This window comes from Streptomyces sp. NPDC091279, from assembly GCF_044757465.1.
Lineage (GTDB): Bacteria > Actinomycetota > Actinomycetes > Streptomycetales > Streptomycetaceae > Streptomyces.
Map to the genome: position 1 here is coordinate 250,925 of NZ_JBIVVA010000007.1, position 22,383 is coordinate 273,307.

A 22,383-nucleotide genomic window follows, 5' to 3' on the forward strand; every position below is an offset into this window, starting at 1 on the left:
AACGTCCGTACCGGCCGGACTTCTTGGGGCGGCGAACGGCGACGAGGGTCACGCGTCCTTGGATTCGCCCCCGGCGTCGGTGCCGCCGGACGGGCCGCCGGTCGTGGAGCCCGGGTCGGTGGCGTCGTTCGGGGGCGCTGCGGGGGCCGTCTGCGGTTGCCGGGCGGCGTGGGCGACGGCGACGGTCTGGCCGTGGGCGTAGGCCCGCAGATAGCCGACGACGGTGTTGGTGACCGCCACCAGCGGCACCGCGACGACCGCGCCGCCGATGCCCGCGATCATGCCGCCGCCCGCCACCGACAGCACCACGGCGAGCGGGTGGACGCGGACCGCGCGGCCCAGGATGAACGGCTGGAGGACATGGCCCTCGATCTGCTGGACCGCGAGGACCACGGCGAGGGTCATCACGGCGGTGAACACGCCCTGCGTCACCAGCGCCACGACGACCGCGAGGGCGCCCGAGGCGACCGCGCCGACCAGCGGGATGAAGGAGAACAGGAAGATGAACACGGCCAGCGGGACGGCCATCGGCACATTGAGGAAGTAGATGCCGAGGCCGATGAAGATGGCGTCGATGAGGGCGACCAGGACGGTGCCGCGCACATACGCGGTGAGGGTGCGCCAGGCGCGCGGTCCGGCGCCCGCGACGCCGGGGCGGGCGCCGGCGGGGACCAGCTTGAGCGTCCACTCCCAGATGCGCCGGCCGTCGTAGAGCAGGAACAGGGTGGAGAACATCGTCAGCAGGATGCCGGTGAGGGCCTCCACGACGACCTGGACGCCTTCGAGTCCGGCCGAGGTGATCTGGTCGGTGTTGGCGCCGATCGCCTCGCGGAGGTTCTTGGCGATCTGGTTGATCTGCGTGTCGGTGACGTGGAAGGGGCTGTTCAGCAGCCACTTGCGCAGTTCGTCGATGCCGTCCTGTATCTGGTCGGAGAGGTTGTTGATGTTCTCGACGACCTGCCAGGTGACGAACCAGCCGATCAGCCCCATGACGATGAAGCCCAGGATCGCGGTGAGCGCGGTGGCCAGACCTCGCGGCATCCCGTACCGGCACAGGCGGGCCACCGTCGGCTGGAGCAGCGCGGTGATGAGCAGCGCGGTGACGAAGGCGAGGACGAGCAGCTGGACGGCGCTGATGACCCGCATCAGCACCCACAGCGTCCCCGCGAGCACCAGCAGCCGCCAACTGGCCTCGGCGGCGACCCGCACGCCCCAGGGCACGGCGTGCGCGGGGTCGGGGCGGCTGACGACCTGGAGGATCTCGGGGGCGTGCTCGTGGGGTGCGGCGGCGTCGGCGGGGGCGGGGCGCGGGCGGCCGGGGTCGGCGGCGTCGTCGTCCTCCCGCTCGGCCTCGGCGCGGCGCTCGTTGAACCGTTCACTCATCTCGGTCAGCCGGGCACCGAAGCGACCGAGCCACCCTGGCACTCTCGACATGATCGATCCTCTTCCCCCGTCGTGCCCCACCACTCCCCCGGGACCTTTGCGCATCCGACCGTACAGGGCGACAGCCCCTCCCCCTAGGACGGGGAGGGGCTGCGCGGAGTTGAGCGGGGAAGGCGAACGGGCGCCTGCCGGGCTAGTACCAGCTGTTGGCCTGCCAGAAGGACCAGGCCTCGCACGGGCTGCCGTAGCGGCTGTCCATGTAGTTGAGGCCCCACTTGATCTGGGTCGCCGGGTTCGACTGCCAGTCGGAACCGGCCGAGGAGTACTTGGAGGCGGGCAGCGCCTGGAAGAGACCGTAGGCCCCGGAGGAGGCGTTGGTCGCGTTCATGTTCCAGCTGGACTCGTGGTTCACGATGTTGCTGAAGCACTGGAACTGCGCGTCCGGCACCATCTGCCGGGCCATCGCCTGGATCTGCGCGACCGTGTACGACGACTGCACGGGGAAGCTGGAGGCGTCACGGCTGGAGTCGCGGCTGGCGGCGGCCTTCTTGGCCTCCGCGCGCTCCTTGGCCAGCTTCTCGGCCTTCTCCGCGGCTTCCTTCTTCGCGATCGCGGTCTTGGCGGCCTCCTTGCGGGCCGACTCCTCCGCGTCCTTCTTGGCGGACGCGTCCGCCGCGATGGCCTGCGTCTCGGCCTGCTGCGTCAGGGACGCGGTCTGCACCTGCGCCTGCTGACCGGTGGGGATGTCCGCGAGGAGCGTCGCGTCGGCTGCCGTTGCCTCGGCGTCGTTGTTCTGCGCGACGCTGCCCGAGGCAACACCGACGACGCTTCCGACTGCGGTGACCGCGGTGGCCGAGGCCACTGCGAATCCCCGGACCGAAATCCGGCTCACACGGTTTCCTTCCAGCATCGCCCGCTTCGGTGACCGTGGCGGACGCAATCGTGCCCCTTGGCGCTGGCCTCCGTACTGCGGGGTCACGGGAGGCGCGGGCCCGGTGGACAACTCCCCTGCGGGAGCGGCCGCGTGGTGACTCGGGCGGCATACGACGACGTTGTGGAGTTGGCGGTGGTGCTCAAGTGGTGTCTGTACCCGTGGGGGTACATGTGTGTCGTATGCGGGGCCTGACAGGAACGAGACTCTAGCCGTATGGCTACGCCCCAAGGCAATTCCCGGTCGCGTGTGAAAGCTCACATCCCGTTTGGCGCAGGTCATTTCGAGAAACCTCCGCACGCGAAGACGCCGCCCGGCTAGGCTCACAGCCTTTTGCCGGGCGGCGCCAACCACCGCGTGGGCGGCCTCTGTCGGGCCGCGCGTGTCGCCTCTAGAGCTGCACGTCCTCCAGCATCTCGGTGACCAGGGCGGCGATCTGGGACCGCTCGGACCTGGTGAGGGTGACGTGCGCGAAGAGCGGATGTCCCTTCAGCTTCTCGACGACGGCGACGACACCGTCGTAGCGGCCGACCCGGAGGTTGTCGCGCTGGGCCACGTCATGGGTGAGCACCACCCGTGAGTTGGCGCCGATCCGCGACAACACGGTCAGCAGGACGTTCCGTTCGAGGGACTGTGCCTCGTCCACGATGACGAACGCGTCGTGCAGGGAGCGTCCGCGGATGTGGGTGAGGGGCAGCACCTCCAGCATGCCGCGGGCGGTGACCTCCTCGATGACCTCGCGGCTGGTGACCGCGGAGAGCGTGTCGAAGACCGCCTGCGCCCAGGGGCTCATCTTCTCGGACTCGGAGCCCGGCAGATAGCCGAGGTCCTGGCCGCCGACCGCGTACAGCGGCCGGAACACCATCACCTTCTTGTGCTGGCGGCGCTCCAGGACGGCTTCGAGGCCCGCGCACAGGGCGAGCGCCGACTTGCCGGTGCCGGCCCGGCCGCCCATCGACACGATCCCGATGTCCGGATCGAGCAGCAGGTCGAGCGCGATGCGCTGTTCGGCGCTGCGGCCCTTGATGCCGAACGCCTCCCGGTCGCCGCGCACGAGGCGGACGGTGCCGTCGGGACTCACCCGGCCGAGTGCCTTGCCGCGCTCGGACTGGAGGGTGAGGCCGGTGTGCACGGGGAGGTCGGCGGCCTCCGGGACGTACACGTGGCCTTCCTCGAAGAGGATGTCCACCTGCTCGCCGGGGACCGTCAGTTCGGACATGCCGGTCCAGCCGGAGTTCTCCGTGATGGCGAGTTCGGCCCGGTACTCCTCGGCGAGCAGGCCCACGGAGGACGCCTTGATCCGCAGCGGCAGGTCCTTGGAGACGACGGTGACGTCGAACCCTTCGGCCTGGAGATTGCGGGCGACGGCCAGGATGCGGGAGTCGTTGTCCCCCAGCCGGTAGCCGCTGGGCAGCACGCTGGGGTCCGAGTGGTTCAGCTCGACACGGACCGTCCCGCCCAACTCCCCGATGGGGATGGGGGCGTCGAGGCGGCCGAACTTCACCCGGTAGTCGTCCAGCAGCCGCAGGGCCTGCCGGGCGAAGTAGCCGAGTTCGGGATGGTGCCGCTTGGCCTCCAGTTCCGTGACGACGACGATCGGGAGCACCACTTCGTGCTCCTCGAACCGGGTCAGGGCGTTGGGATCGGCCAGCAGGACGCTGGTGTCGAGTACATAGGTGCGCCGGTCGGACGTGCGGCGCTTCGCGCTGGTCACCACGGAAGGACGTACCCCCTCGGAAGAGGTCGGGGAGCGACGGAGTGGGATACCGGGTTCGGCAGGGCGGGTCTGAGCCCGACCGGTCGTCGGCCGCCTTGCACGGGCCGGAAACCGGCCCTCCACTGCTGTGTCCGTGCCGTGATCGGACGGTAGGGCTGGTGCAACGGGCCTCCCGGGCGGACGGCCCCGTGCCGTCCGCTGAGATACGACACCCGTGGTTCGGGCGTCGACCTGCCAGGGTTATGCCCTTCAGGAGGCGCGACCATGCCACTGGGCAGGGCGGCGTGCCGGTGAACTCCTTGTTACGTACGTGTCCCGAGAGGTGTCCGGGGCGCGGCGGTCAGCCGCCGAAACGGCGGTGGCGGGCCGCGTAGTCGCGCAGGGCGCGCAGGAAGTCGACCTTGCGGAAGGCCGGCCAGAAGACCTCACAGAAGTAGTACTCGGAGTGGGCTGTCTGCCACAGCATGAATCCGGACAGCCGCTGTTCGCCGCTGGTGCGGATCACGAGGTCGGGGTCGGGCTGGGACTTGGTGTAGAGGTGGCGTCCGATCCGGTCGACGGTGACGGAGTCGGCCAGTTCCTCCAGGGAGGTGCCCTTGTCGGCGGCGTCCACGATCATGGAGCGCACGGCGTCGGCGATCTCCTGCCGGCCGCCGTAGCCGATGGCGACGTTGACGACTATGCCGTCGACGTGGGCGGTGGAGTCGGCCGCTTCCTTGAGCACGGTCTGCATGGGGGCGGGCAGGACGTCGGGGGCGCCGACGTGGTGCACGCGCCAGCGGCCGTCGGCGGCGAGGGTGCGTACGACGTCCTCGATGATGCCGAGGAGCGGGCCGAGTTCGTCCTGCGGGCGGTCGAAGTTGTCCGTCGACAGCAGCCAGAGGGTGACGACCTCGACGTCGGTCTCGGAGCACCAGCCGAGGAACTCCTCGATCTTCTCGGCGCCGGCCCGGTGGCCGTGCACACTGCTCGATCCCGCTGCCTTGGCCCAGCGTCGGTTGCCGTCCATGATGACGCCGATGTGCTTGGGCACCTGAGCGTGGTCCAGGTGACCTTCCACCCGGCGTGCGTACAGCCTGACCAGCAGGCCACGCAGCTTGTCGCGCAGGTTCACGTGATTGTCAGCCCCTCCGTAGGGATCGGACAGGCGCGATCCGGGCTCGGCACTCGGCCGAGGGCGGGCCCTGTCCGTTGGCGGTCCGGGGTCACTCCGTACGACGGGTCCCCGGTGACGAAGCCTACCCCCGCGCGGTGGGCCGGAGGCCAACGGGGACACGGGCGCCGGGCGGAAACCGGCGCGGTGGGCGAGGAGGAGAGGGGCCGTCGCGCGAGGGAACGGGGGCAAGAAAAACGGGCCGGTCCGTGGGGGGGGAGACGGACCGGCCCGAGGGGGGGTTTCCACCATAACCCTTCGTAAGTGATGCTGCGTGCTTTGACGCAAGACAACTACTCTCCGAATTCGAACGGCGACGCCGGGATGGCCTTGAAAGGCCTTCCGCGCACCTCGTTCATGGCCGAAACACAGCACATTCTCAGGGTAGTTGGGCGGAATGCATGGAGATCATGGGGATCGCGTGCACAATTTCCCGGGCGTGGCGCCGCGTCGCCCCATCCCCCACTCGGGTGACATGTCACCGCGTGTCTCTTTGACGTCTTCAAGCCTCATGACGGGACACCGGGCAGAGAAGGACGCGGGACGGCACCGCGGCACCGCGCGGCCCCCTCCACCGCGCGGTGCCGCCCGCGCAGCTTTGCTCACGCGAATTACCTTGACTCGAAGCTACGTGAGGCATGCCAAGGATGCGAGACACCCTCGATAACGATGTGGAAACCGCACCCTGACCTGTGAATGCAGGGCGCCGAACACCTCAGAGGCCCGGTATCCGCGAACCGCCCCTCCTCAGAGGCCGCTCTCCCTTCGAACGACCGTTCCTGGCCATCGCCGGTTTTCAGGAGAACGGCGCCCACCGACGGCGTGCGCCGAAGGGTTCACGCCCCCGGGGCGGGCCGCTTCTTGCGCGCGTCGACGAGATGACGGCTGCTGTACGCGACGAAGGACCCCTCGGCCTCGATCCGCTCATGGAGGGCGCGCACCCGGTCCACGTATGCCTCGACGGTGAAGCCGGGCACGGCGACGAGGTCCTCGAAGGAGCGGGGGGAGGTCATGAGCGGCATGGTCGCAGGGTGTTGTCAGTGGTCGCTGCTACTTTTCCGGCATGACAGAGACGGGTGGAGAACGGGAGACACTGCGGGCCAGCCTGGACCGGCAACGGGACGCCGTGCTGGGCAAGTTGGCGGGGCTGGACGACGAGGGGCTGCGCCGCCCGCTGACGCCGTCGGGCACCAGTCTGCTGGGCCTGGTGAAGCATCTGGCGTCGGTGGAGTACGGCTGGTTCGTGGAGACCTTCGGCGGCGAGGCGGAGCCGTTGTGGTTCGACCCGTACAGCGACCAGGACATGCGCGCGGACCAGGGGGAGACGACGGCGGAGATCGTCGCGTTCTACGGCCGGGCCAGGGCCGCCGCCGACGCCACGATCGCCGGGCTCCCCCTGGACGCGCCGGGCCGGCCCGCCTGGCGCGACGGCGAGGTGTCCCTGCGCTGGGTCCTGGTCCACATGATCGAGGAAACGGCGAGACACGCCGGGCACATGGACATCGTGCGGGAGCTGATCGACGGGGCGACGGGGGACCGGCTTCCGGGGTGAGCGGCCGTGGGTGGGGGGCTCAGCGGTTGACCGACTGGATCTCCTGCACGACGACGTTCTGGGTCGCTCCGAAGGTGCCGTCGGGGAGGTCGCCGCCCGCGCCGCCGGTGCCGGTCCAGTGGATCTTCCAGGTGACGGTGGCCTTGAGCGGGTAGGAGCCGTCCCCCGAGGAGCGCAGGTACTTCACTCCGCAGGGCGGGGTCTGCCCGGCCTTGCCCTGGGCGTAGGGCTCACCGATCCGGCCGCCGTTGACCGCGCAGGCCCCGGAGGCCGGGTAGGTCACCGCGTCCGAGGTGCCCGGGTCGATCTGGAGGCTCTGCGGCTCCGCGATCGCGGTCGCGGTGAGGTTCAGCACGGGGACGGACGCGGTGACGGAGACGGGCTTGAACGCCGCCGCGTCCAGCCAGGCCCAGGTGGGGAGGTTGACCTTCGTGGTGTCCGCCGGGGCCAGGGTCACCTTGGTGCCGGGCACGCGGATCTCGGCGTAGGCGAGTTCGGCGAGGATCTGCGGGGTGATCGCGTTCTTGACGGTCGCGGGCGGGGCGTCACCCGTGTCCACCCAGAAGGTGTCTTCGGTGCAGGAGTCCCAGCCGGGCGGGAAGCTCTCGTTGACGTACGCGTCCCACCAGTAGCCCTTGCCGGTCTTGTCCTTGTTGAAGTCCTTGTACGGCTTGCCGTTGACGTACCGGTCGCGCTGCTGGGCGTCCCACTCGTAGCCGGTCGACTCGGCGGCCCAGATCGGCAGCCGCTCCTTCTCCAGCTGCTCGGGCGTGTACTTCGGCGCGTACCAGCACGCGGGCGGCGTCCAGTCGGTGGCCGACGTCAGCGCCCCGGCGGAACCTCCGCTGCCGTTCTTGGAACGGTCGAAGACGACGCCGCCGACGGTGACGGACACCTTGCCGGTGCCGTCGGAGGCGGCGCTCTGGTCCGACCCACCGTTCGATTCGACTCCGTCCCGGCCGGCGAACGCCGGGGAGGAGACGAGGACAAGACCGAGGGCCAGGGCCAGAACGGTCCCACCTCTCGCCGAACTCCTTACTGCTGGCACGCCTTGCTCCCCCGGGTCGAAGCGATGTCAGTGGTCTGCCAGACGCCCTTGGCGTTCTTGGCTAGCTTGGTGTGGTACTCCACGAATGAATTCGAGGTGCCGGGCGACTTGTCGACCTTCTTGGTCTTCTTGTTCTTGATGTACGAGTCGCTCTCGTCGGAGCAGTAGGCGACGTAGGCCGCTTTGTCTCCCGACAGGGTCACCTTGTAGTCGTAGTAGCGGGTCTCGCCGACCCAGGTATTGCTTTTGTCGATGTACTGCTGGACATAGGTGATCGAATTGCTCAGCGCTTTGCCCGTGTTGTAGAAGCCCAGCGCCTTGGTACCGGTACTCCCCTGGAAAATCGCCTCGTCCACGGCATTGGTGGCCAGAGCGCTGTCCGCGACGACCGCGTCCTTCACCGCGCTGCCGGTCTTCTGATCCTTGAAGACGTTCTTGGCGTCGGACGGGAAAGTGATCTCCGGCCGCCCTGCCGAGTCCGCCGCACTCGGGGTCGGAGACGCCGACGTCTTCTCGTCCGTGTCCGCTCCCGCGATCTTTCCGGTGTCCTTGGCGTTGTCGGTCGTGTCGTCGTTTCCGCAGGCGGACAGGCACAGGGCCGTGACGGTGGTCAAGGTGAGCGCTGCTAGCACGGTGGGGCGGCGGTTCACTGTCGGCTCCTGGGCGGGTGGGAATTGTCTCCAGCGAAGTAACGCTATCCAGCCACTTGCGGCGGCACCAGGGTCATGACAGGCCCTGGATGGAGCGTATGAGGCCAAAATGGTTCGTCACAGTTGCGGTTGAGGGGTCACGTTTGCGTAACCGCATCCGGAACGGGAGGGGTTCGGGCATGGGGCGTCAATGGCGGGACGGGCACGGGACGTTGGCCGTGCCGGGCGGTGTCACCGTCGCGTTGGAGGTCGCCGCTTCCTATCGGGCCCGCACGAAGGGGCTGTTGGGGCGGGACTCGGTCGACGGGGTGATGCTGCTGTCGCCCGCGAACAGCGTGCACACGTTCCGGATGCGGATTCCGATCGACGTCGCCTATCTCGACCGGCGGCTGCGGGTGATCGCCGTGCGCACCATGAAGCCAGGGCGACTGGGCCGGCCCCGGCTGCGGTCACGCCATGTGCTGGAGGCCGAGGCGGGGGCGATGGCCGGGTGGGGGATTCGGGTCGGCGTTCAGGTGCGGGTGAGTGTGTAGGGCGAGGGAGCGTGCGGGGCCAGGGAGTGCGCGGGGCGGGAGAGCTTGCGGAGCCAGGGAACGTGCGGGGCGGGGCAAGTGGGCTTGTGTGTATTGCCGTTGACGCCTTCAGTTCTCAACCCTCGGTAGTTTCGCCAGCGTTCGGCGTAGGACGGTCGCGAACTCGTGGGGGTGCTTCGCGTAGCCCACGTGGCCGCCGGGGAATTCCACCAACTCCTGCGCCAGGTGGGCCGCGAGGGCGCGGGCCGGGCGGTGGACGGTCTGGTCGCGGGAGCCCGTGCCGCCCGCGACGGCGATCCGCGCGGCCACGGCGGCGACCGCGTCGAGGTCGGGCAGGTACCGCGTGGACGGCCGCAGCATGTGGGCGAGGAAAAACTCGGTGTTGTCGCGCGCCTCGGGCAGATCGGGCGCCGGACGCCCGCCGAACAGCACCGCCAGCGCCGCCATGGCCGCGCCCGTCCCCTCCCGGTGCCGGATCTCCTCGACGGTGTCGACGAGCCGCATGTGGTCGTCGGCGTCCGGCAACAGGCGGAAGGCGGGCGGTTCGTGGACGACCAGCGCGCTGACCCGCTCCGGGTGCAGGACCGTGAAGTGCAGGGCCGCGAGCCCTCCCGCGCAGCTTCCGAAGAGGGCGACCGGCTCCCCCGTCGGAACCAGATGGTCCAGCAATCGGCCGATGTCGTCGGCGTGTTCCTCGACGCGCTGGTCGACGGGCGGCCCGTCGAGCGGGCTGCGGGAGTTGCCGCGAGGGTCGTGGACGAGGACGCGGTGGTCGGTGGCGAGGCAGGCGGCGAGGGCCTCGAAGACGGCGGCGTCGGAGTTGCCCCCGGCGAGCAGGAGCAGGGGTGGTCCGGTGCGGCCGCGGACCTCGTGGTACAGGATCGCGCCGGGGACGGGCAGGCGTCCGGTGGTGGCACGCGCGGGTGAATTCATGGTGCTCCCCCGTCACGAAGTTCCGCGACGACGTAACGTCACGGCGTCGACACTCAGCGTACCGATGAGTGCGGTGATCCGGCGGAGAGCGGGGCGGCGTGGGCGGGCACTCGGGGTCGGGGGCGGCGTCCGGGGCGGCGGGTGGGCCGCGGATTCTGGTCACCGCGCAGCCGTTCGGGTTCGGGCCGGCGGCCGCTGCGGCGATCCTCGCCGATGAACTGGCCTGCCTCGGTGCCCGGTTGGGCTACCTCGGTGCCGAACACACCCTGGATCTCCAGCACATGCCGCCCTACGCGGCGGTGCACGACGTGACCGGACTGGCGGAGGGCGAGCGGCTCGCCCTGCTGCGCCAACTGGCCTGTGAGTACGACCTGTTGCTCACCGCCATGGACTTTCCGATGGCCGCGCTCGGCTGCCGGGCGGGGCTGCGGGTGGCGGTGTACGACGCGTTGACCTGGTACTGGCCGTGCATCCCGGCCGTCGTGCGGGAACCCTCCGTCCTCTACATCGCGCAGGACTTCTTCGGGGTACGGGAACGGGTCGCCGCGGAACGGGAGTTGGCGCGGCGGGCGGTCGTTGTCCCGCCGTTCATCGCGCCGGGGCCGCGGTGGCGGGCCGGTGGGCGGGACGTGCTGGTGAATCTGGGGGGATTGCAGAACCCGTTCTGGCAGCCTCGGGACACCGCCGCGTACGCCCGGCTAGTGGTGGCCGCGGTGCGGGCGGGGACGTCGGCGGAGCGGCGGGTGGTGGTGGCCACCGGGCGGCGTACGGCGCGCGATCTGGCCGACGTGGGGGGTGGTGTGGGGGGTGGGATTGTCGTCGGCACGTACGGCCGGGCCGAGGTGCTGCGGATGATGAGTGAATCCGCGTGCGCCTTCATGACGCCGGGGCTCGGGAACGTCTATGACGCGGCGGCTACCGGGGTGCCGACGGTGTGGCTGCCGCCGGCGAACAATACGCAGGCGTTGCAGGTGGAGTTGCTCTCCGCGCACGGGTGTTGTGACGAGCGGGTGGAGTGGGCGGATCTGGGGCGGCGGGTGGATCACCGGGGAGCGGAGGGTGAGGTGATGGGGGCGGTGCGGGCGGTGGTTCGTGAGGTGGGGGGTGATGTGGGGATGCGGGGGCGGTTGGTCGGGCGGGTGCGGGATGCGGTGCGGGCGGTTGGGGGTGCGGGTGGTCGGGCTCAGGGCCTGACGGTCCGGTTCGGGGGTGGGGGTGCGGGGTGCGCTGCGGCGGCGGTTGTGAGGTGGGCGATGCGTTGACGCCCGGGGGGCTTGCGGGTGCGTTTGCAGGTGCCGGTGCGTTGACATTCGGGGGGCTTGCGGGTGCGTTTGCGGGTGCCGGTGCGTCGTGGCTGGTCGCGCAGTTCCCCGCGCCCCTTAAAAGCGGTGGGTTCTCGCAGCGTCACCTGACACGTGCCGAAGCTGGTCGCGCCCGCTGCGGCGGAGCCGCACATCGATACAGCCCCGCGCCCCTTAAAAGCGGTGGGTTCTCGCAGCGTCACTTGACACGTGCCGAAGCTGGTCGCGCCCGCTGCGGCGGAGCCGCACATCGATACAGCCCCGCGCCCCTTAAAAACGGTGGGTTCTCGCAGCGTCACTTGACACGTGCCGAAGCTGGTCGCGCCCGCTGCGGCGCAGCCGCACATCGATACAGCCCCGCCCCACGGTGGGGCTAGTTGGTTGTTCGGGGGAAGGAGACTTCTACTCGGCGGTTTTTTTTGCGGCCTGATTCTGTGGAGTTGTCGGCGATGGGGTACTGCTCGCCGTAGCCGCGGACCTCGAAGGTGATGTCGGGGCTGTTCAACTCCTGGGAGAGGACGTCCTGCACGGCGTTGGCGCGCTGGCGGGACAGCACGTCGCCGTGGGCCGCGGAGCCGAGGTCGTCGGTGAAGCCGAAGACGCGGATCTTCGTGGCGTTCTGGTTCTCGATCTCGTCGGCGATGCCGGTGATCCGGGACCTCGCCTCGCCGCTCAGTTTCGCGCTGTCCTTGCTGAAGAGGACCTCGGCCTGGAGGGCGAACTTCACGTCCGAGTTGGTGTCCTCGCGGCGTTCGTCACCGCTCTGGTCCTCCACGACCGACTTGATGTCGAGGACCTTGGGCGTGGCGAGGGTGGCGCCCTCGGGAAGCTTGAGGTCGGGGTCGTTGCCGTCGACCTTGACGGGGGCGGCGGCGTTGGCCTCGGTGCCGGGCGGGACGCCGGGGTCGTCGTCGGCGTGGGCCGGGGTGGCGCCGAGGAGGTGGGTGACGACCAGCAGCGAGGTGGTCGTGAGGGTGAGGGCGAGGCGTGGTGTCCCGGGGGCGGCCGGGGTGCGGGTGGCGGTCATGGTCGGCCTCAACCGGAGATCGTGATGTCGGCGGGCGCGAACATCGGCAGCTGGAAGGAGACGTCGTCCGTGCCGCTGGGCGGCGCTGGGAACTGCATGAACACCGGTACCGTGGCGCCGGACTTGACGGAGGTGATGCCCGTCGTGGTCAGCGGGCGGCCGTCCGTGTCGCGCAGGACGTAGTAGCGCTTCTTGCCCTTGGGGTCGACCAGGGTCGCGCCGCCGAGGGAACGGCCGTTGCGGATGATCTCGGTCTCGTTGCCGCTCAACTGGGCAGGCAGGTTCAGTGTGTTGCCGCTGTCGTTCTTCAGGACTCCGCTCACGGTGACGAATCCGCCCGAGTCGCGGGTGGCCGAACTGATCTGGAGGGTAAGGCCGTTGGGGCCCTTCAGCTCGGCCATCGGGGTGTCCGACGTGGCTTCCTGGGCGCTCGGTCCCGAGTCGCCGGTCCGGGCCGCGGAGGCCGACGCCCCGGAGTTCTTGCCGTCGCCGCCACCGTCGTCTCCGCCGCAACCGGCCACACCGACGGCCAGGCCGGCCGCGACGGTCAGTGCGACCATGCCCCTGCGGGCCTTCGTAGTGAACCGAATGCTCATGACTCCGCTTCCTTCATCATTCGTCGTGCGCTGTCAGTCGGCCAGATGGACGTCGAAGAGATCCTTGGGCTCGGGCAGGCTGCCGAGGTCGTCCGGGTCGAGGTCCCAGTCCCGGTCCTCGCAGGTGAGCCTCGGCAGCACCGGGTCCGCGGGGGCGCTGGGGTCGGCGGAGGGGGTGGGGTCCGCAGAGGGGGTGGGATCGGTGCCGTCGTCGCCCGGGTCGGTGCCCGTGCCGTCGCCGTCGGTCGGCGGCTCGAAGGTGCAGAGCGGCTCGATCACGGCCTTGGCGGACGCCTTGGCGTACGTCCCCTCGGTGCCGGGCACGATGGTGTCCCCTACGGGTTCGTTCGTCTGCACCCTGATGGTGTAGCTCAGCTCCGCCAACTGCGGGGCACAATCGACCACATGTGACCCGTTCCGCCCCGCGAACTGGTACGCGCGCGGGCAGCCGTTCAGGATCGCCGTGTCGCCGTCGAGGATGTCTCCCCACTTCGTGGGGTCGAGGACGGTGTCAAGCCACGCGCCCGCGAGCTGGTCCCGGGTGTCCTGGGCCGCCGCGAGGGCCGCCGCGTCAGCCGCCGTCTGGGCGCCGTTGCGGGTCGCGGCGGCCTGGCCGACCGCGAGGTAGGCGAACGCGAGAAAGAGCAGGCCTCCCACCACCGTGAGGTAGATGGGGAAGGCCTGCCCCGCGTCGTCGAACCGGCGAACTCGGGTCAAGCTCCGGTGACTTCGGTGATTTTGTCGGTGATCGCGTTGAAGATCGTCTGCCCGATGTCCGTGCCCGTGATGGCCAGCACGATCGCCACGACCACCGCGATGATGCCCAGGTACTCGACGGCCGTCTGGCCCTCGTCGCCGCGTGCCGCGCGGGCCCTGAGACGCGAGACCGTGGTGGTGACCCAGCTGTTCATGGTGTTCCCCTCCCGAGCCGCTGTCGACGCCGGAACCGTATGCCGCGCCGGGCCGTCCGCCCGAGGGCCCCTGGGCCCAGAGCCGGGCCCAAACCGGAACGCGGTCGTGTAACTCCCGCCTCGTCCGCCTCACCGCCACCACACGTCTCCTCTGGTCCCGGACTCCCGTTCTGCCGTGCCCTGGACGGATGTCGTGCCCTGGTCGCGTGCCGTGCCGAGCCATTTCGCGGCGGCCTCGGAGCGGCTGGTGCTGTGGAGTTTGGCGAAGATGCGGTTGATGTGGTTCTTGACGGTCTTCTCGCTGATGAAGCAGGTGGCGGCGATCTGCTGGTTGTTCATGCCGGACGCGATGAGGTCCATGATCTCCGCCTCCCTCGCACTCAGTCGGAACCCGGACCGGTCGGGAACGGCCGGCCAGCCGTTCGCCCACCTCGATGACGACGACTCTCCCACACCTGGTTGCACTCGTGAAGGTAAATCTGAAGAAATTGTGGAGGCTGACGGCGATGATAGGCCGAAAACCTTTGGAGTGACCGGTGTTTGACGAGGTGAAGTTGACCGGGAAAGGGGGTTGTACTCGTGTGCATTCGCACTGTCCAGGGCGTCGGGCGGCGGCTCCCCGCCCCTCCCCCGCTGCCCGCGCACCTGCTCCAGCAGGGCTTCCGCCGCCGTCGGGGTGAAGTGGGCCCCGCCGCGTCCGATCTCCCGTACGGCGGTGACGAGTTGGTCCGCCGTGAACTCGCCGTGGACGAGATAGCCACCGGCGCCCCGGCGCAGCGCCTCCTGGACGGTCTCCGGCTCCCCGCTGTACGTCAGCATCATCACGGGGGCGATCGGCACCAGGTACGGCAGCGCCGAGAGGCCGTCGACGCCGGGCATCCGGACGTCCAACAGGATGATGTCCGGCCGGAGTTCGCGGGCCGCCTCGTAGGCCTGGCGGCCGTCCGCCGTCTCCGCGACGACCTCGATGCCCACGCGCCCGGAGAGCAGGGCCGTGAGTCCGGCGCGGACCACGGGGTTGTCGTCGGCGACCACAACGCGCAGCGGTTCAGCGGGAGTTGGCGTCGGCGGGAAGGCGTCGAACGGGCTCGGGGCCGTCGGGTCGGGCATCCGGTCCGGCATCGGGCGGGCCCCCTCTCGGGGCGTGGGGGCGGTCATGCGGGCGGCGCTGCCGTGAGGGCGGCCAGCGGGAGTTCGAGGCGGACCTCGGTGCCGTGCGGGTGGTCGCCCCGGCCGATCCGGATGCGGGCGCCGACGGACGCGGCCCGTTCCACCATGCCGACCAGGCCGAAGTGGCCCGCGTTGCGCAGCTGTTCGAGGTCGGTGCCCGGCGGCAGACCCCGGCCGTCGTCGTGGACGCTGAGGCATAGCAGGTCGCCGTGGACCCCGGCCCGCACGTCGACCCGGGCCGGGCCCGCGTGCCGGTGGGCGTTCTCCAGCGCCTCCGTCACGATGGTGAGCAACTGCCGTGCCACGGCGGGCGGAACCGGCGGCGCCGTCTGCTCGCCGGTGGGGCGGTAGACGGCGGTGAGGCCGGTGCGGGTGCTGATGTCCCGTGTGCGGGCGGCGAGTTCGGCCAGGACGTCGGTCGTGTGGTGCGGGTCGGACTCGTGGCGCAGGTCGGCGAGGAGTTCCCGGGACTCGACGGCGGCGCGGCGGACCGAGCGGGCCACCGACTCCGCCTGCCGCCGGACCAGTCGGGGGTCGATCCGGGGTGCGCTCGCCGACTCCGCGAGGCCCTGGGCCGCGAGCGCCACGCCGTGCAGGGTCTTGGCGACGGAGTCGTGCATCTCCCGTGCCAGCCGGGCCCGTTCGGCGCTCACCGCCTCCGTGACCGCGAGGCGGGCCCGCACGGCGGTCAGCGCCTCGGTGGCGGCGCCGAACCGGAGCATCAGGTTGCGCAGCGCCGAGCCCGCCGCACCGGCGATGACACAGAGCCCCGGCAGGATGAACGTGTCCGACGGGGTGACGTCCAGGCCCTTCCTGGTCGCGTAGACCAGCAGCAGGATCGCCGACTGGAGGGACGCGAACAGAGCGGCGCCGCGCCAGCCGTAGACGATGCCGGCCAGCAGCGGGGTGCAGACGCTGACGTAGGCGATGGTGGTGTCCGGGCCCGCCGAGATCAGCAGCAGCGACCCGAGGAGGGTGTCCACCGCCAGCAGCACGGGGTGGCGCAGCAGGAGCGGACCGAAGCGTTCCCAGTCCCGGAACAGCACGTACGAGCTCATGAAGGTGACGACCACGGCCACGCCGACCAGCCGGGTCGCCACCCCGGGCGCGGCGTTGACGAGCGCGGAGGGCGCGGCCAGCGCGATCATCGCGAGCCGGAACCCGAACACCTGCCGGCACATCGCCTGAAGCGCGTTGACCTGGATCGGGATGGTGGGAGTACGGGGAGGGGCACCCGGCGGTCCCTGGGCCGGAGCGGTTTCAGGGCCGGGATCAGGGTCGGGCTCGGGGTCGGTTTCAGGGTGGCCGACGGGGGTGGCGGCGCCCGGCGTGGGGAACGGCGGCGGGAGCGGCGGGGCCGGAGACGGGGACGGGGTGAACGGTGTGGACGGGGCGGCCGCTGGTTCCCAGCCCGGGGGGAGGGCCGGGGTCGCCGAGGTGACGGGGATGTCCGGGGCGCCGGTGCGGGTGTGGGCCGGGAGGACCGTGCCGGGCGGGGGCGTGGTGATCTCCGGGGTTCTGGGGCGGCGGCGGGCCAGCCCGAGGCGTTCTCTCGTCGTCGTCATGCCATCCACCGCCCGTCGTCCGCTACTTGCCCGTGAGGGTGCCGAAGTCGGTGCCGGAGCCGAGGAGCAGACCGGCGCCGAGCAGGATCATCGTGGCCGGGACCATGAACGTCGTGATCATCATGGTGGCCTTGGGGACCGCGCGGGCGGCCTTGCGGCGGGCGTTCTGCGCGTCGGTGCGCCGCATGTCCCTGGCGAGCGAGACGAGGGTGTCGACGATCGGCGCGCCGAGTTCCTCGCCCTGCTGGAGGGCGGTGACGAACAGGGCGACCTGCTCGGAGTCGTTGCGGCGGCGCAGCTGCGCGAAGGCCTCCCGGCGGCTCACCCCGAGGTCCATCTGGCGCAGGGTGATGCGGAGTTCGTCGGCCCAGGGGCCCTCGTAGCGGGCGGCGACACGCTCCAGGGCCTGCCGGAAACCGAGGCCCGCGCCGACGACGACGGCGAGGACGTCGAGGAAGTCGGGGAGGGTGCGTTCGATGACGTCCTTGCGGATGCGGATCGCCGACCAGATGCCGACCTCGGTCCAGAACGCGCCGAACGCGAACAGGATCACCGTCATCAGGAGGTTCCCCTTGAACAGGAACACCAGCCCGCCGACCCCGCCGAGGAACCCGTAGACCGCGCGGCGGGCCGCGTAGCGGTCGAGGGTGAGGCCGCCGGGGTTGCCCGCGAGGTCGATCCTGGCGCGCTGGCGGGCGACCAGTTTCGGGCCCATCAGGCGCAGCACGAGCGGCGCGTAGCGCATGCCGAGGCGGTCGACGAGGGAGTCGACGGCGCCGGTGCGGGTGGCGCCGACCTCCAGGGCGAGGGCGAGGTCGGCGGGGAGTCTGGCGTCGGCCCGGTAGAGGCGGATGCCGGCGAAGATGCCCCAGACGCTGAGGCCCGCGGCGAGGGCGAGGAGCAGTGCCATGGTTGTCGTCCCTTCCGGCTCAGACGTCGATGCGGGACAGGCGGCGGATGAGGACGAAGCCGATGGTGTAGAGGCCGAAGGCGACGACCACCGCGGTCTGCCCGAGCGGTGACTCGGTCATGCGTTCGAGGGCGCCGTCCTTGACGCCGTTCATGAGGAACAGGGAGCCGACGCCGAGCGCGGGGACGGCGTAGGAGGTCATGTTGACCTGGGAGAGTTGGGTGCGGACCTCGCGGCGGGTCTCCTTGCGTTCCTCCAGGGTCTCGGTGAGGTTGCGCAGGGCGCTGACGACCTGGCCGCCGGCCCGGTGGGAGAGGACGAGGGTGGTGACCAGGACGACGAGTTCCCGGGACGGGAGCCGGTCGGCCAGCTCGCCGAGCGCGTCGTCCATGGAGATGCCGACCGCCAACTGGTTGGCCACCTTGGCGAGTTCCTCCCCGGCCGGGGCCTCAAGCTCCTCGGCGGCCATGCCGATCGCGGTGCGCAGGGCGAGGCCCGCCTGGGTCGCGTTGGCCATGATGCGGGCGAGTTCGGGGAGTTGGCCAATGAACCGCTCGATGCGTTGCTGGCGTTGCCAGTTGAGGAACTGGACGGCCGCCCAGATGCCCAACAGCCCCGCTATCGGCCCGAAGAACGGCGCCAGGGTGGCCTGTCCGATCAGCCAGAGCCCGGCGACGGCGGCGACCATGCCGACGAAGAACTCCCCCGGCGTGACATCCAACCCCGTTGCCGCGAGCCGGAGTTCGAGTCTCCTGCCGAGCCTCGTGCGGCGCAGTCTGCGGTCCAGGCCCGCGAACCGGCGCCGGCGGCCGAGGGTCTCGATCTGACCGGCGGCCGAGAGGCGCTCGACCAGGGCTTGGCGCTGGGCCCGCCCGGTGGCGTACGCGTGAACGCCGAGGACGGCCAGCACGCAGGTCAACAGCGTGATGCCGGTGGTGAGTTGGACGAGGGTGCGCAGCGTCATGGGGAGGGTTCCTGCCTACCGGGTCTCTCGGGTGGCCAGCTGGTCCGCGTGCTGGGCGACGCCGAACGCCGGGGGGACGGGCTGGCTCGCCAGGTGGAGGCGGTCGGCGGTGCGGCGCGGCAGCGGGAAGTACTCGAACGTCCCGTACACGCGCCCGTCGGCGGCCATCGGCTGCGCCCGGAAGCGGGCGGCGGTGGTCAGCCGGTACGGTTCGCTGCCGTGGCTGTCGAGGATGGCGACCTCGGTGATCCGGCGGGCGCCGTCGGCGAACCGGGTCAGCTGGATGATCACGTCGAGGGCGCTGTTGATCTGGTCGTGCAGCGCCTCGAACGGCACCTCGACCTCCGACATGGACGCCAGTGTCTTCAGCCGCATCAGGGCGTCCTCCGCGCTGTTGGCGTGGACGGTGGCGAGGGAGCCGTCGTGGCCGGTGGACATGGCCTGGAGCATGTCGAGGGACTCGCCGCCGCGGACCTCGCCGACGACGATGCGGTCGGGGCGCATCCGCAGCGAGTTGCGGACCAGGTCGCGGATGGTGACCTGGCCCTTGCCCTCGACGTTCGGCGGGCGGGACTCCAGGCGGATCACATGGGCCTGCTGGAGCTGGAGTTCGGCGGAGTCCTCGATGGTGATGATGCGTTCGCCGTCCGGGATCAGCCCCGACAGGGCGTTGAGGAGCGTGGTCTTGCCGGTGCCGGTGGCGCCGGAGACGATCACGTTGAACTTGGCCTGCACCAGGCCCGCCAGCAGATACAGCATGGGTTCGTCGAGCGAGCCGAGGCCGATCATCTCCTGGAGGGTGAAGGAGCGCGGGAAGCGGCGGATGGTGAGGGTCGCGCCGGTGAGGGAGAGCGGCGGGATGATCACGTTGACGCGCTCGCCCGAGGGGAGGCGGGCGTCGACCATCGGATTCGACTCGTCCACCCGGCGGTTGACGGTGGAGACGATGCGTTCGATGGTCTGCATCAGCTGGTCGTGGGAGGGGAAGCGGAGCGGGAGCTGTTCGACCCGGCCGCCGCGTTCGACGAAGATCGCGTCGGGGCCGTTGACCATGATCTCGGTGATCGAGGCGTCCTCCAGGAGCGGTTCGAGGATGCCGAGGCCGAGGGCCTCGTCGACGACGCGGCGGATCAGCTGGGCGCGTTCGACGGTGGACAGGACCGGGCCCTCGCGGCTGATCAGGTGGCCGAGGACGCGCTCCAGCCGGGCCCGGCGTTCGGCCGCGGCCAGCGCGCTCATCTCCGCGAGGTCGATCTCCTCCAGGAGCTTGGCCCGGTAGGAGGCGACCAGGTGGCCGTCCTCGCCCTTGCCGCCGTTCTCCTCGGGGGAGCTGATGCGTGCCCGCAGACTCATGTTCCGGGTGCTCCTTTCTTTTGCGGGGATGGGGAGGGTTTGGGGGCTCTCCGGGTACTACGGGTTCTCTCGGGGGTTTCTCCGGGTACTACGGGGTGTTTCAGCGGGGCATCGTCGCCGTCCTGTGGGCCTGGCCGAAGTCCCAGAACGGGACGACGGAGGGGATGTCGACGGACGCGGTGACGGTGACCTCGTCGCCGCCGCCCCCGGGAGCGCAGTGCGTGCGGGCCACCAGCCAGCTGCTCACCGCCTGCGCGCAGCCCTCCGTCGCCGTTCCGTCCAGTGAGGCGCTGCGGGCGCCCGCCCTGGCCGCCGTTCCCGCCTGCTGGGCGGTGTACGCGACGAGGCCGAGTTGCACGGCTGCGAGGCCGACCAGCAGCAGGATCGGGAGGAACCCCAGGTATTCCAAGGCCACCTGGCCTCGGTCGCCGGGGGCCTGGTGGCCGGTTCCGGCGCCGGGGTCGTCTCGTCGGAACGGGGTCATCGGTCCGCCTCCTGTACGGCTCCGGCGTGGCCGTGTACGCGGAACGGGAAGGTGATCGTGCCCGGGAACAGGACGGGGACCTTGAGGGTGACGTCGGCGGTGAGGTAGCCGGGGGCGCCGGGGTGGCAGCTCACCTCGCGTTGCCAGGCGGGGGGTAGGGTGCGCTCGCCCTTCTGTTGGCAGGCGGTCTGCCAGTTGCCGTCTGCTGCGGTGGCGGCTCTTACCGCTTCGTCGGCGGCGTTCCCCGCGAGGGTGAAGGTGTAGCCGAGTAGGGCTAGTTGCCATAGCAACACCAGCGTGATGAGGATCGTTGGGGTCATGCCTAGCAGCTCGATGGTGACCTGGCCTTGGTCGGCCCGAAGGGGGCGGCTACCCCCGCGACCCTCGTTACCCCGGTCGGCCGGTGTTTGCCCTGACGGGCAGGGTCGTATGTCGAGTGCAGCGCCGTCGTGGCTGGTCGCGCAGTTCCCCGCGCCCCTTAAGGGCGTTGCCCGGGTGTCAGTCACAGCGCTCGGGACCCTTAAGGGCCTTGCCCCGCCGTCAGTCACATCGCTCGCGCCCCTTAAGGGCGTTGCCCCGGCGTCAGTCACATCGCTCGCGCCCCTTAAGGGCCTTGCCCCGGCGTCAGTCACATCGCTCGCGCCCCTTAAGGGCCTTGCCCCGCCGTCAGTTGCAGCGCTCGGGACCCTTAAGGGCGTTGCCCCGGCGTCAGTCACATCGCTCGCGCCCCTTAAGGGCCTTGCCCCGCCGTCAGTCACATCGCTCGGGGCCCTTAAGGGCCTTGCCTCGGCGTCAGTTGCAGCGCTCGGGGCCCTTAAGTGGGCCCACGCTCTCCGGGCCCGGGGTGTATCGCTTGGCTCAAGTGGTTGTGTCCTTGGCGGCATTGGTGTACCTCCCTCCCCGTCTCTGTCCCCATGGCTACCCCTCTCCTTCCTCCCTTCCCCCCCTTCTCAGGGCTCTCGGCGTCTGCGGAAGGGGGTTGGGGGGCGGTGGGCGCGGGAGCGGGAGCGGGGTGGGGGGACTTGGGGTGGGTTGAGGAGGCCCAGTTCTGCTGCCAGGCTCTGCATGGCCTGTTTCACCGTGCTCCTGGCGTCCAGTTCGTGGGCTCGGCCGGCGTCGAGGGTGGGTTGGAGTTCCTTGAAGTTGGCGGGGATGGTGGTCGCTGCCACCGGGGTGCCGGTGATGCGTTGGATCAGCGGGGGGTTGATCTCCGTCGCGCGGGTGTGGCGGTTGACCACCACCGTCGTCTCCTCGGCCTTGCGGATCTGGAGGCGGTCCCACATGCGCACGGCACGCTTGGCGCCGCGTACGGCGATGACGTCGGGCGTGGTGACGAGGAGCGCGACGTCGGCCATCTCCACCGCCGCCGCCCCCGCGCCGCCGATCTGCGCGCCGCAGTCGATGACGACGACCTCGTAGCGGGAGCGCAGGGCGCTGACGATCTGGCGGGCGGCGCGGTCGGTGACCTCCTCGCCGCGTTCGCCGTCGCCGGGGGCGAGGAGCAGGGCGAGCCCGGTGTCGTGGCGGAAGACGGCGTCGGCGAGGACCCGGGGCGAGAGGTCGGTGAGGGCGGCGAGGTCGACGACCGAGCGGCGGAACTGGACGTCGAGGAAGGAGGCGACGTCACCGGTCTGGAGGTCGAGGTCGACGAGGGCGGCGCCCCGCCCCGACGCCTGTGCGGCCAGGGCGAGTTGGACGGCGGTGTGGGTGGTGCCGACGCCGCCCTTGGCGCCGCTGACGGTGACGACGGTGCCGCCGCTGCCGGTGAACTGGTCGGTGGTGCCGCCCAGATGGCGTCGGACCCCGGCCGACCACTGGGCAACTGCCTGGACGCGGCTGGCGAGTTCCTCGTAGCTGAGGGGCAGGGCGACCAGGCCGCGGGCGCCGTAGTCCATGGCGGCCTGGAAGAGGCCGGGTCCGGCGTCGGTGGTGACGAGGATGACGCCGACGGCCGGGAAGCGCAGGGCGACCTCCCGGATGAGTTCCAACGCCGGGACGGGGCCGATGCGTTCGTGGACGATCACGATCTCGGGCAGCTCGTCGACGGACTCGGAGGCCAACCGGGCGAGGGTGTCGACGAGTTGGGTGGAGTCGGTGACCGGGGTGACCGGTTCGGCGTCGGGGAGCTGGCTGAGCAGCGTGGTGAGAGCGCGGACCGCGTCCGCGTCGCCGACCGCCGGAAGAATCCTCGTGGGCATGGCG

General features: G+C 70.6%; 22 protein-coding genes and 1 pseudogene. 3 read left to right on the forward strand and 20 right to left on the reverse strand.

Going from position 1 to position 22,383, the window contains the following annotated elements; all coding sequences use genetic code 11:
* Nucleotides 1-48: 48 nt before the first annotated feature.
* The 5 genes and pseudogenes from ACIQOU_RS19565 to ACIQOU_RS19585 all read right to left on the reverse strand — a co-directional run.
* A complete protein-coding gene (locus ACIQOU_RS19565; RefSeq protein WP_401538012.1) occupies nt 49-1,434 on the reverse strand; it encodes an AI-2E family transporter in 1,386 nt (461 codons plus the stop codon).
* Between the two features lie 142 nt (nt 1,435-1,576).
* On the reverse strand, nt 1,577-2,275 hold the full coding sequence (locus ACIQOU_RS19570) for a lytic transglycosylase domain-containing protein (protein ID WP_401538013.1): 699 nt from the start codon (nt 2,273-2,275) through the stop codon (nt 1,577-1,579).
* Nucleotides 2,276-2,705: 430 nt separating this feature from the next.
* A complete protein-coding gene (locus tag ACIQOU_RS19575; RefSeq protein WP_401538014.1) occupies nt 2,706-4,031 on the reverse strand; it encodes a PhoH family protein in 1,326 nt (441 codons plus the stop codon).
* Nucleotides 4,032-4,371: 340 nt separating this feature from the next.
* The gene (locus ACIQOU_RS19580; RefSeq protein WP_401538016.1) at nt 4,372-5,145 is read right to left on the reverse strand and encodes an isoprenyl transferase; all 774 of its coding nucleotides are present in this window, start codon (nt 5,143-5,145) and stop codon (nt 4,372-4,374) included.
* An 875-nt stretch (nt 5,146-6,020) separates the two neighbouring features.
* Nucleotides 6,021-6,161 (reverse strand): annotated as a pseudogene (locus tag ACIQOU_RS19585) (SAM-dependent methyltransferase); the annotation flags it as partial.
* 86 nt (nt 6,162-6,247) lie between these two features.
* On the opposite strand from ACIQOU_RS19585, the gene ACIQOU_RS19590 reads away from it, so the two are divergent.
* Nucleotides 6,248-6,736, forward strand: a complete 489-nt coding sequence (locus ACIQOU_RS19590) for a DinB family protein (RefSeq protein ID WP_401538017.1) — start codon at nt 6,248-6,250, stop codon at nt 6,734-6,736.
* Nucleotides 6,737-6,755: 19 nt separating this feature from the next.
* Here ACIQOU_RS19590 and ACIQOU_RS19595 read toward each other — a convergent pair whose 3' ends face one another.
* Together ACIQOU_RS19595 and ACIQOU_RS19600 are read right to left on the reverse strand one after the other, a co-directional pair.
* Nucleotides 6,756-7,784: a hypothetical protein gene (locus tag ACIQOU_RS19595; protein ID WP_401538018.1), complete on the reverse strand. Its 1,029-nt coding sequence runs from the start codon at nt 7,782-7,784 to the stop codon at nt 6,756-6,758.
* On the reverse strand, nt 7,772-8,434 hold the full coding sequence (locus ACIQOU_RS19600) for a hypothetical protein (RefSeq protein WP_401538019.1): 663 nt from the start codon (nt 8,432-8,434) through the stop codon (nt 7,772-7,774). Before ACIQOU_RS19600 ends, ACIQOU_RS19595 begins: the two co-directional genes overlap by 13 nt.
* A gap of 179 nt (nt 8,435-8,613) precedes the next feature.
* Between ACIQOU_RS19600 and ACIQOU_RS19605 the strand changes: the two genes are divergently transcribed.
* On the forward strand, nt 8,614-8,967 hold the full coding sequence (locus ACIQOU_RS19605) for a DUF192 domain-containing protein (RefSeq protein WP_401538020.1): 354 nt from the start codon (nt 8,614-8,616) through the stop codon (nt 8,965-8,967).
* 108 nt (nt 8,968-9,075) lie between these two features.
* On the opposite strand, the gene ACIQOU_RS19610 is transcribed toward ACIQOU_RS19605, so the two are convergent.
* Nucleotides 9,076-9,900, reverse strand: a complete 825-nt coding sequence (locus ACIQOU_RS19610; RefSeq protein WP_401538021.1) for an alpha/beta fold hydrolase — start codon at nt 9,898-9,900, stop codon at nt 9,076-9,078.
* Between the two features lie 98 nt (nt 9,901-9,998).
* Between ACIQOU_RS19610 and ACIQOU_RS19615 the strand changes: the two genes are divergently transcribed.
* Nucleotides 9,999-11,162: a hypothetical protein gene (locus ACIQOU_RS19615; protein ID WP_401538022.1), complete on the forward strand. Its 1,164-nt coding sequence runs from the start codon at nt 9,999-10,001 to the stop codon at nt 11,160-11,162.
* Nucleotides 11,163-11,574: 412 nt separating this feature from the next.
* On the opposite strand, the gene ACIQOU_RS19620 is transcribed toward ACIQOU_RS19615, so the two are convergent.
* The 12 genes from ACIQOU_RS19620 to ACIQOU_RS19675 form a co-directional block, all read right to left on the reverse strand.
* Nucleotides 11,575-12,228: an OmpA family protein gene (locus ACIQOU_RS19620; RefSeq protein WP_401538023.1), complete on the reverse strand. Its 654-nt coding sequence runs from the start codon at nt 12,226-12,228 to the stop codon at nt 11,575-11,577.
* A gap of 8 nt (nt 12,229-12,236) precedes the next feature.
* Nucleotides 12,237-12,824 carry a hypothetical protein gene (locus tag ACIQOU_RS19625; protein WP_401538024.1) on the reverse strand — a complete coding sequence of 196 codons (588 nt, stop codon included), beginning with the start codon at nt 12,822-12,824 and terminating at the stop codon, nt 12,237-12,239.
* A gap of 33 nt (nt 12,825-12,857) precedes the next feature.
* Nucleotides 12,858-13,541: a pilus assembly protein TadG-related protein gene (locus tag ACIQOU_RS19630; protein ID WP_401538025.1), complete on the reverse strand. Its 684-nt coding sequence runs from the start codon at nt 13,539-13,541 to the stop codon at nt 12,858-12,860.
* Nucleotides 13,538-13,735, reverse strand: coding sequence for a Flp family type IVb pilin (locus tag ACIQOU_RS19635; RefSeq protein ID WP_401538026.1), 198 nt, complete (start codon nt 13,733-13,735; stop codon nt 13,538-13,540). The genes ACIQOU_RS19630 and ACIQOU_RS19635 overlap by 4 nt, the downstream gene beginning before the upstream one ends.
* Before the next feature lie 129 nt (nt 13,736-13,864).
* Nucleotides 13,865-14,857, reverse strand: a complete 993-nt coding sequence (locus ACIQOU_RS19640; protein ID WP_401538027.1) for a response regulator — start codon at nt 14,855-14,857, stop codon at nt 13,865-13,867.
* A gap of 32 nt (nt 14,858-14,889) precedes the next feature.
* Nucleotides 14,890-16,470: a sensor histidine kinase gene (locus tag ACIQOU_RS19645; protein ID WP_401538028.1), complete on the reverse strand. Its 1,581-nt coding sequence runs from the start codon at nt 16,468-16,470 to the stop codon at nt 14,890-14,892.
* 22 nt (nt 16,471-16,492) lie between these two features.
* Nucleotides 16,493-17,380 carry a DUF5936 domain-containing protein gene (locus ACIQOU_RS19650; protein WP_401538029.1) on the reverse strand — a complete coding sequence of 296 codons (888 nt, stop codon included), beginning with the start codon at nt 17,378-17,380 and terminating at the stop codon, nt 16,493-16,495.
* Nucleotides 17,381-17,399: 19 nt separating this feature from the next.
* A complete protein-coding gene (locus tag ACIQOU_RS19655) occupies nt 17,400-18,344 on the reverse strand; it encodes a type II secretion system F family protein (RefSeq protein ID WP_401538030.1) in 945 nt (314 codons plus the stop codon).
* Between the two features lie 15 nt (nt 18,345-18,359).
* A complete protein-coding gene (locus tag ACIQOU_RS19660) occupies nt 18,360-19,697 on the reverse strand; it encodes a CpaF family protein (RefSeq protein WP_401538031.1) in 1,338 nt (445 codons plus the stop codon).
* Nucleotides 19,698-19,797: 100 nt separating this feature from the next.
* Nucleotides 19,798-20,181 (reverse strand): TadE/TadG family type IV pilus assembly protein, encoded by a 384-nt coding sequence (locus ACIQOU_RS19665; RefSeq protein WP_401538032.1) that lies wholly within the window; start codon nt 20,179-20,181, stop codon nt 19,798-19,800.
* Complete coding sequence (locus tag ACIQOU_RS19670; protein WP_401538033.1) at nt 20,178-20,501, reverse strand: pilus assembly protein; 324 nt, start codon at nt 20,499-20,501, stop codon at nt 20,178-20,180. Before ACIQOU_RS19670 ends, ACIQOU_RS19665 begins: the two co-directional genes overlap by 4 nt.
* A 630-nt stretch (nt 20,502-21,131) precedes the next feature.
* Nucleotides 21,132-22,379 (reverse strand): CpaE family protein, encoded by a 1,248-nt coding sequence (locus ACIQOU_RS19675; RefSeq protein WP_401538034.1) that lies wholly within the window; start codon nt 22,377-22,379, stop codon nt 21,132-21,134.
* Nucleotides 22,380-22,383 lie beyond the last annotated feature (4 nt).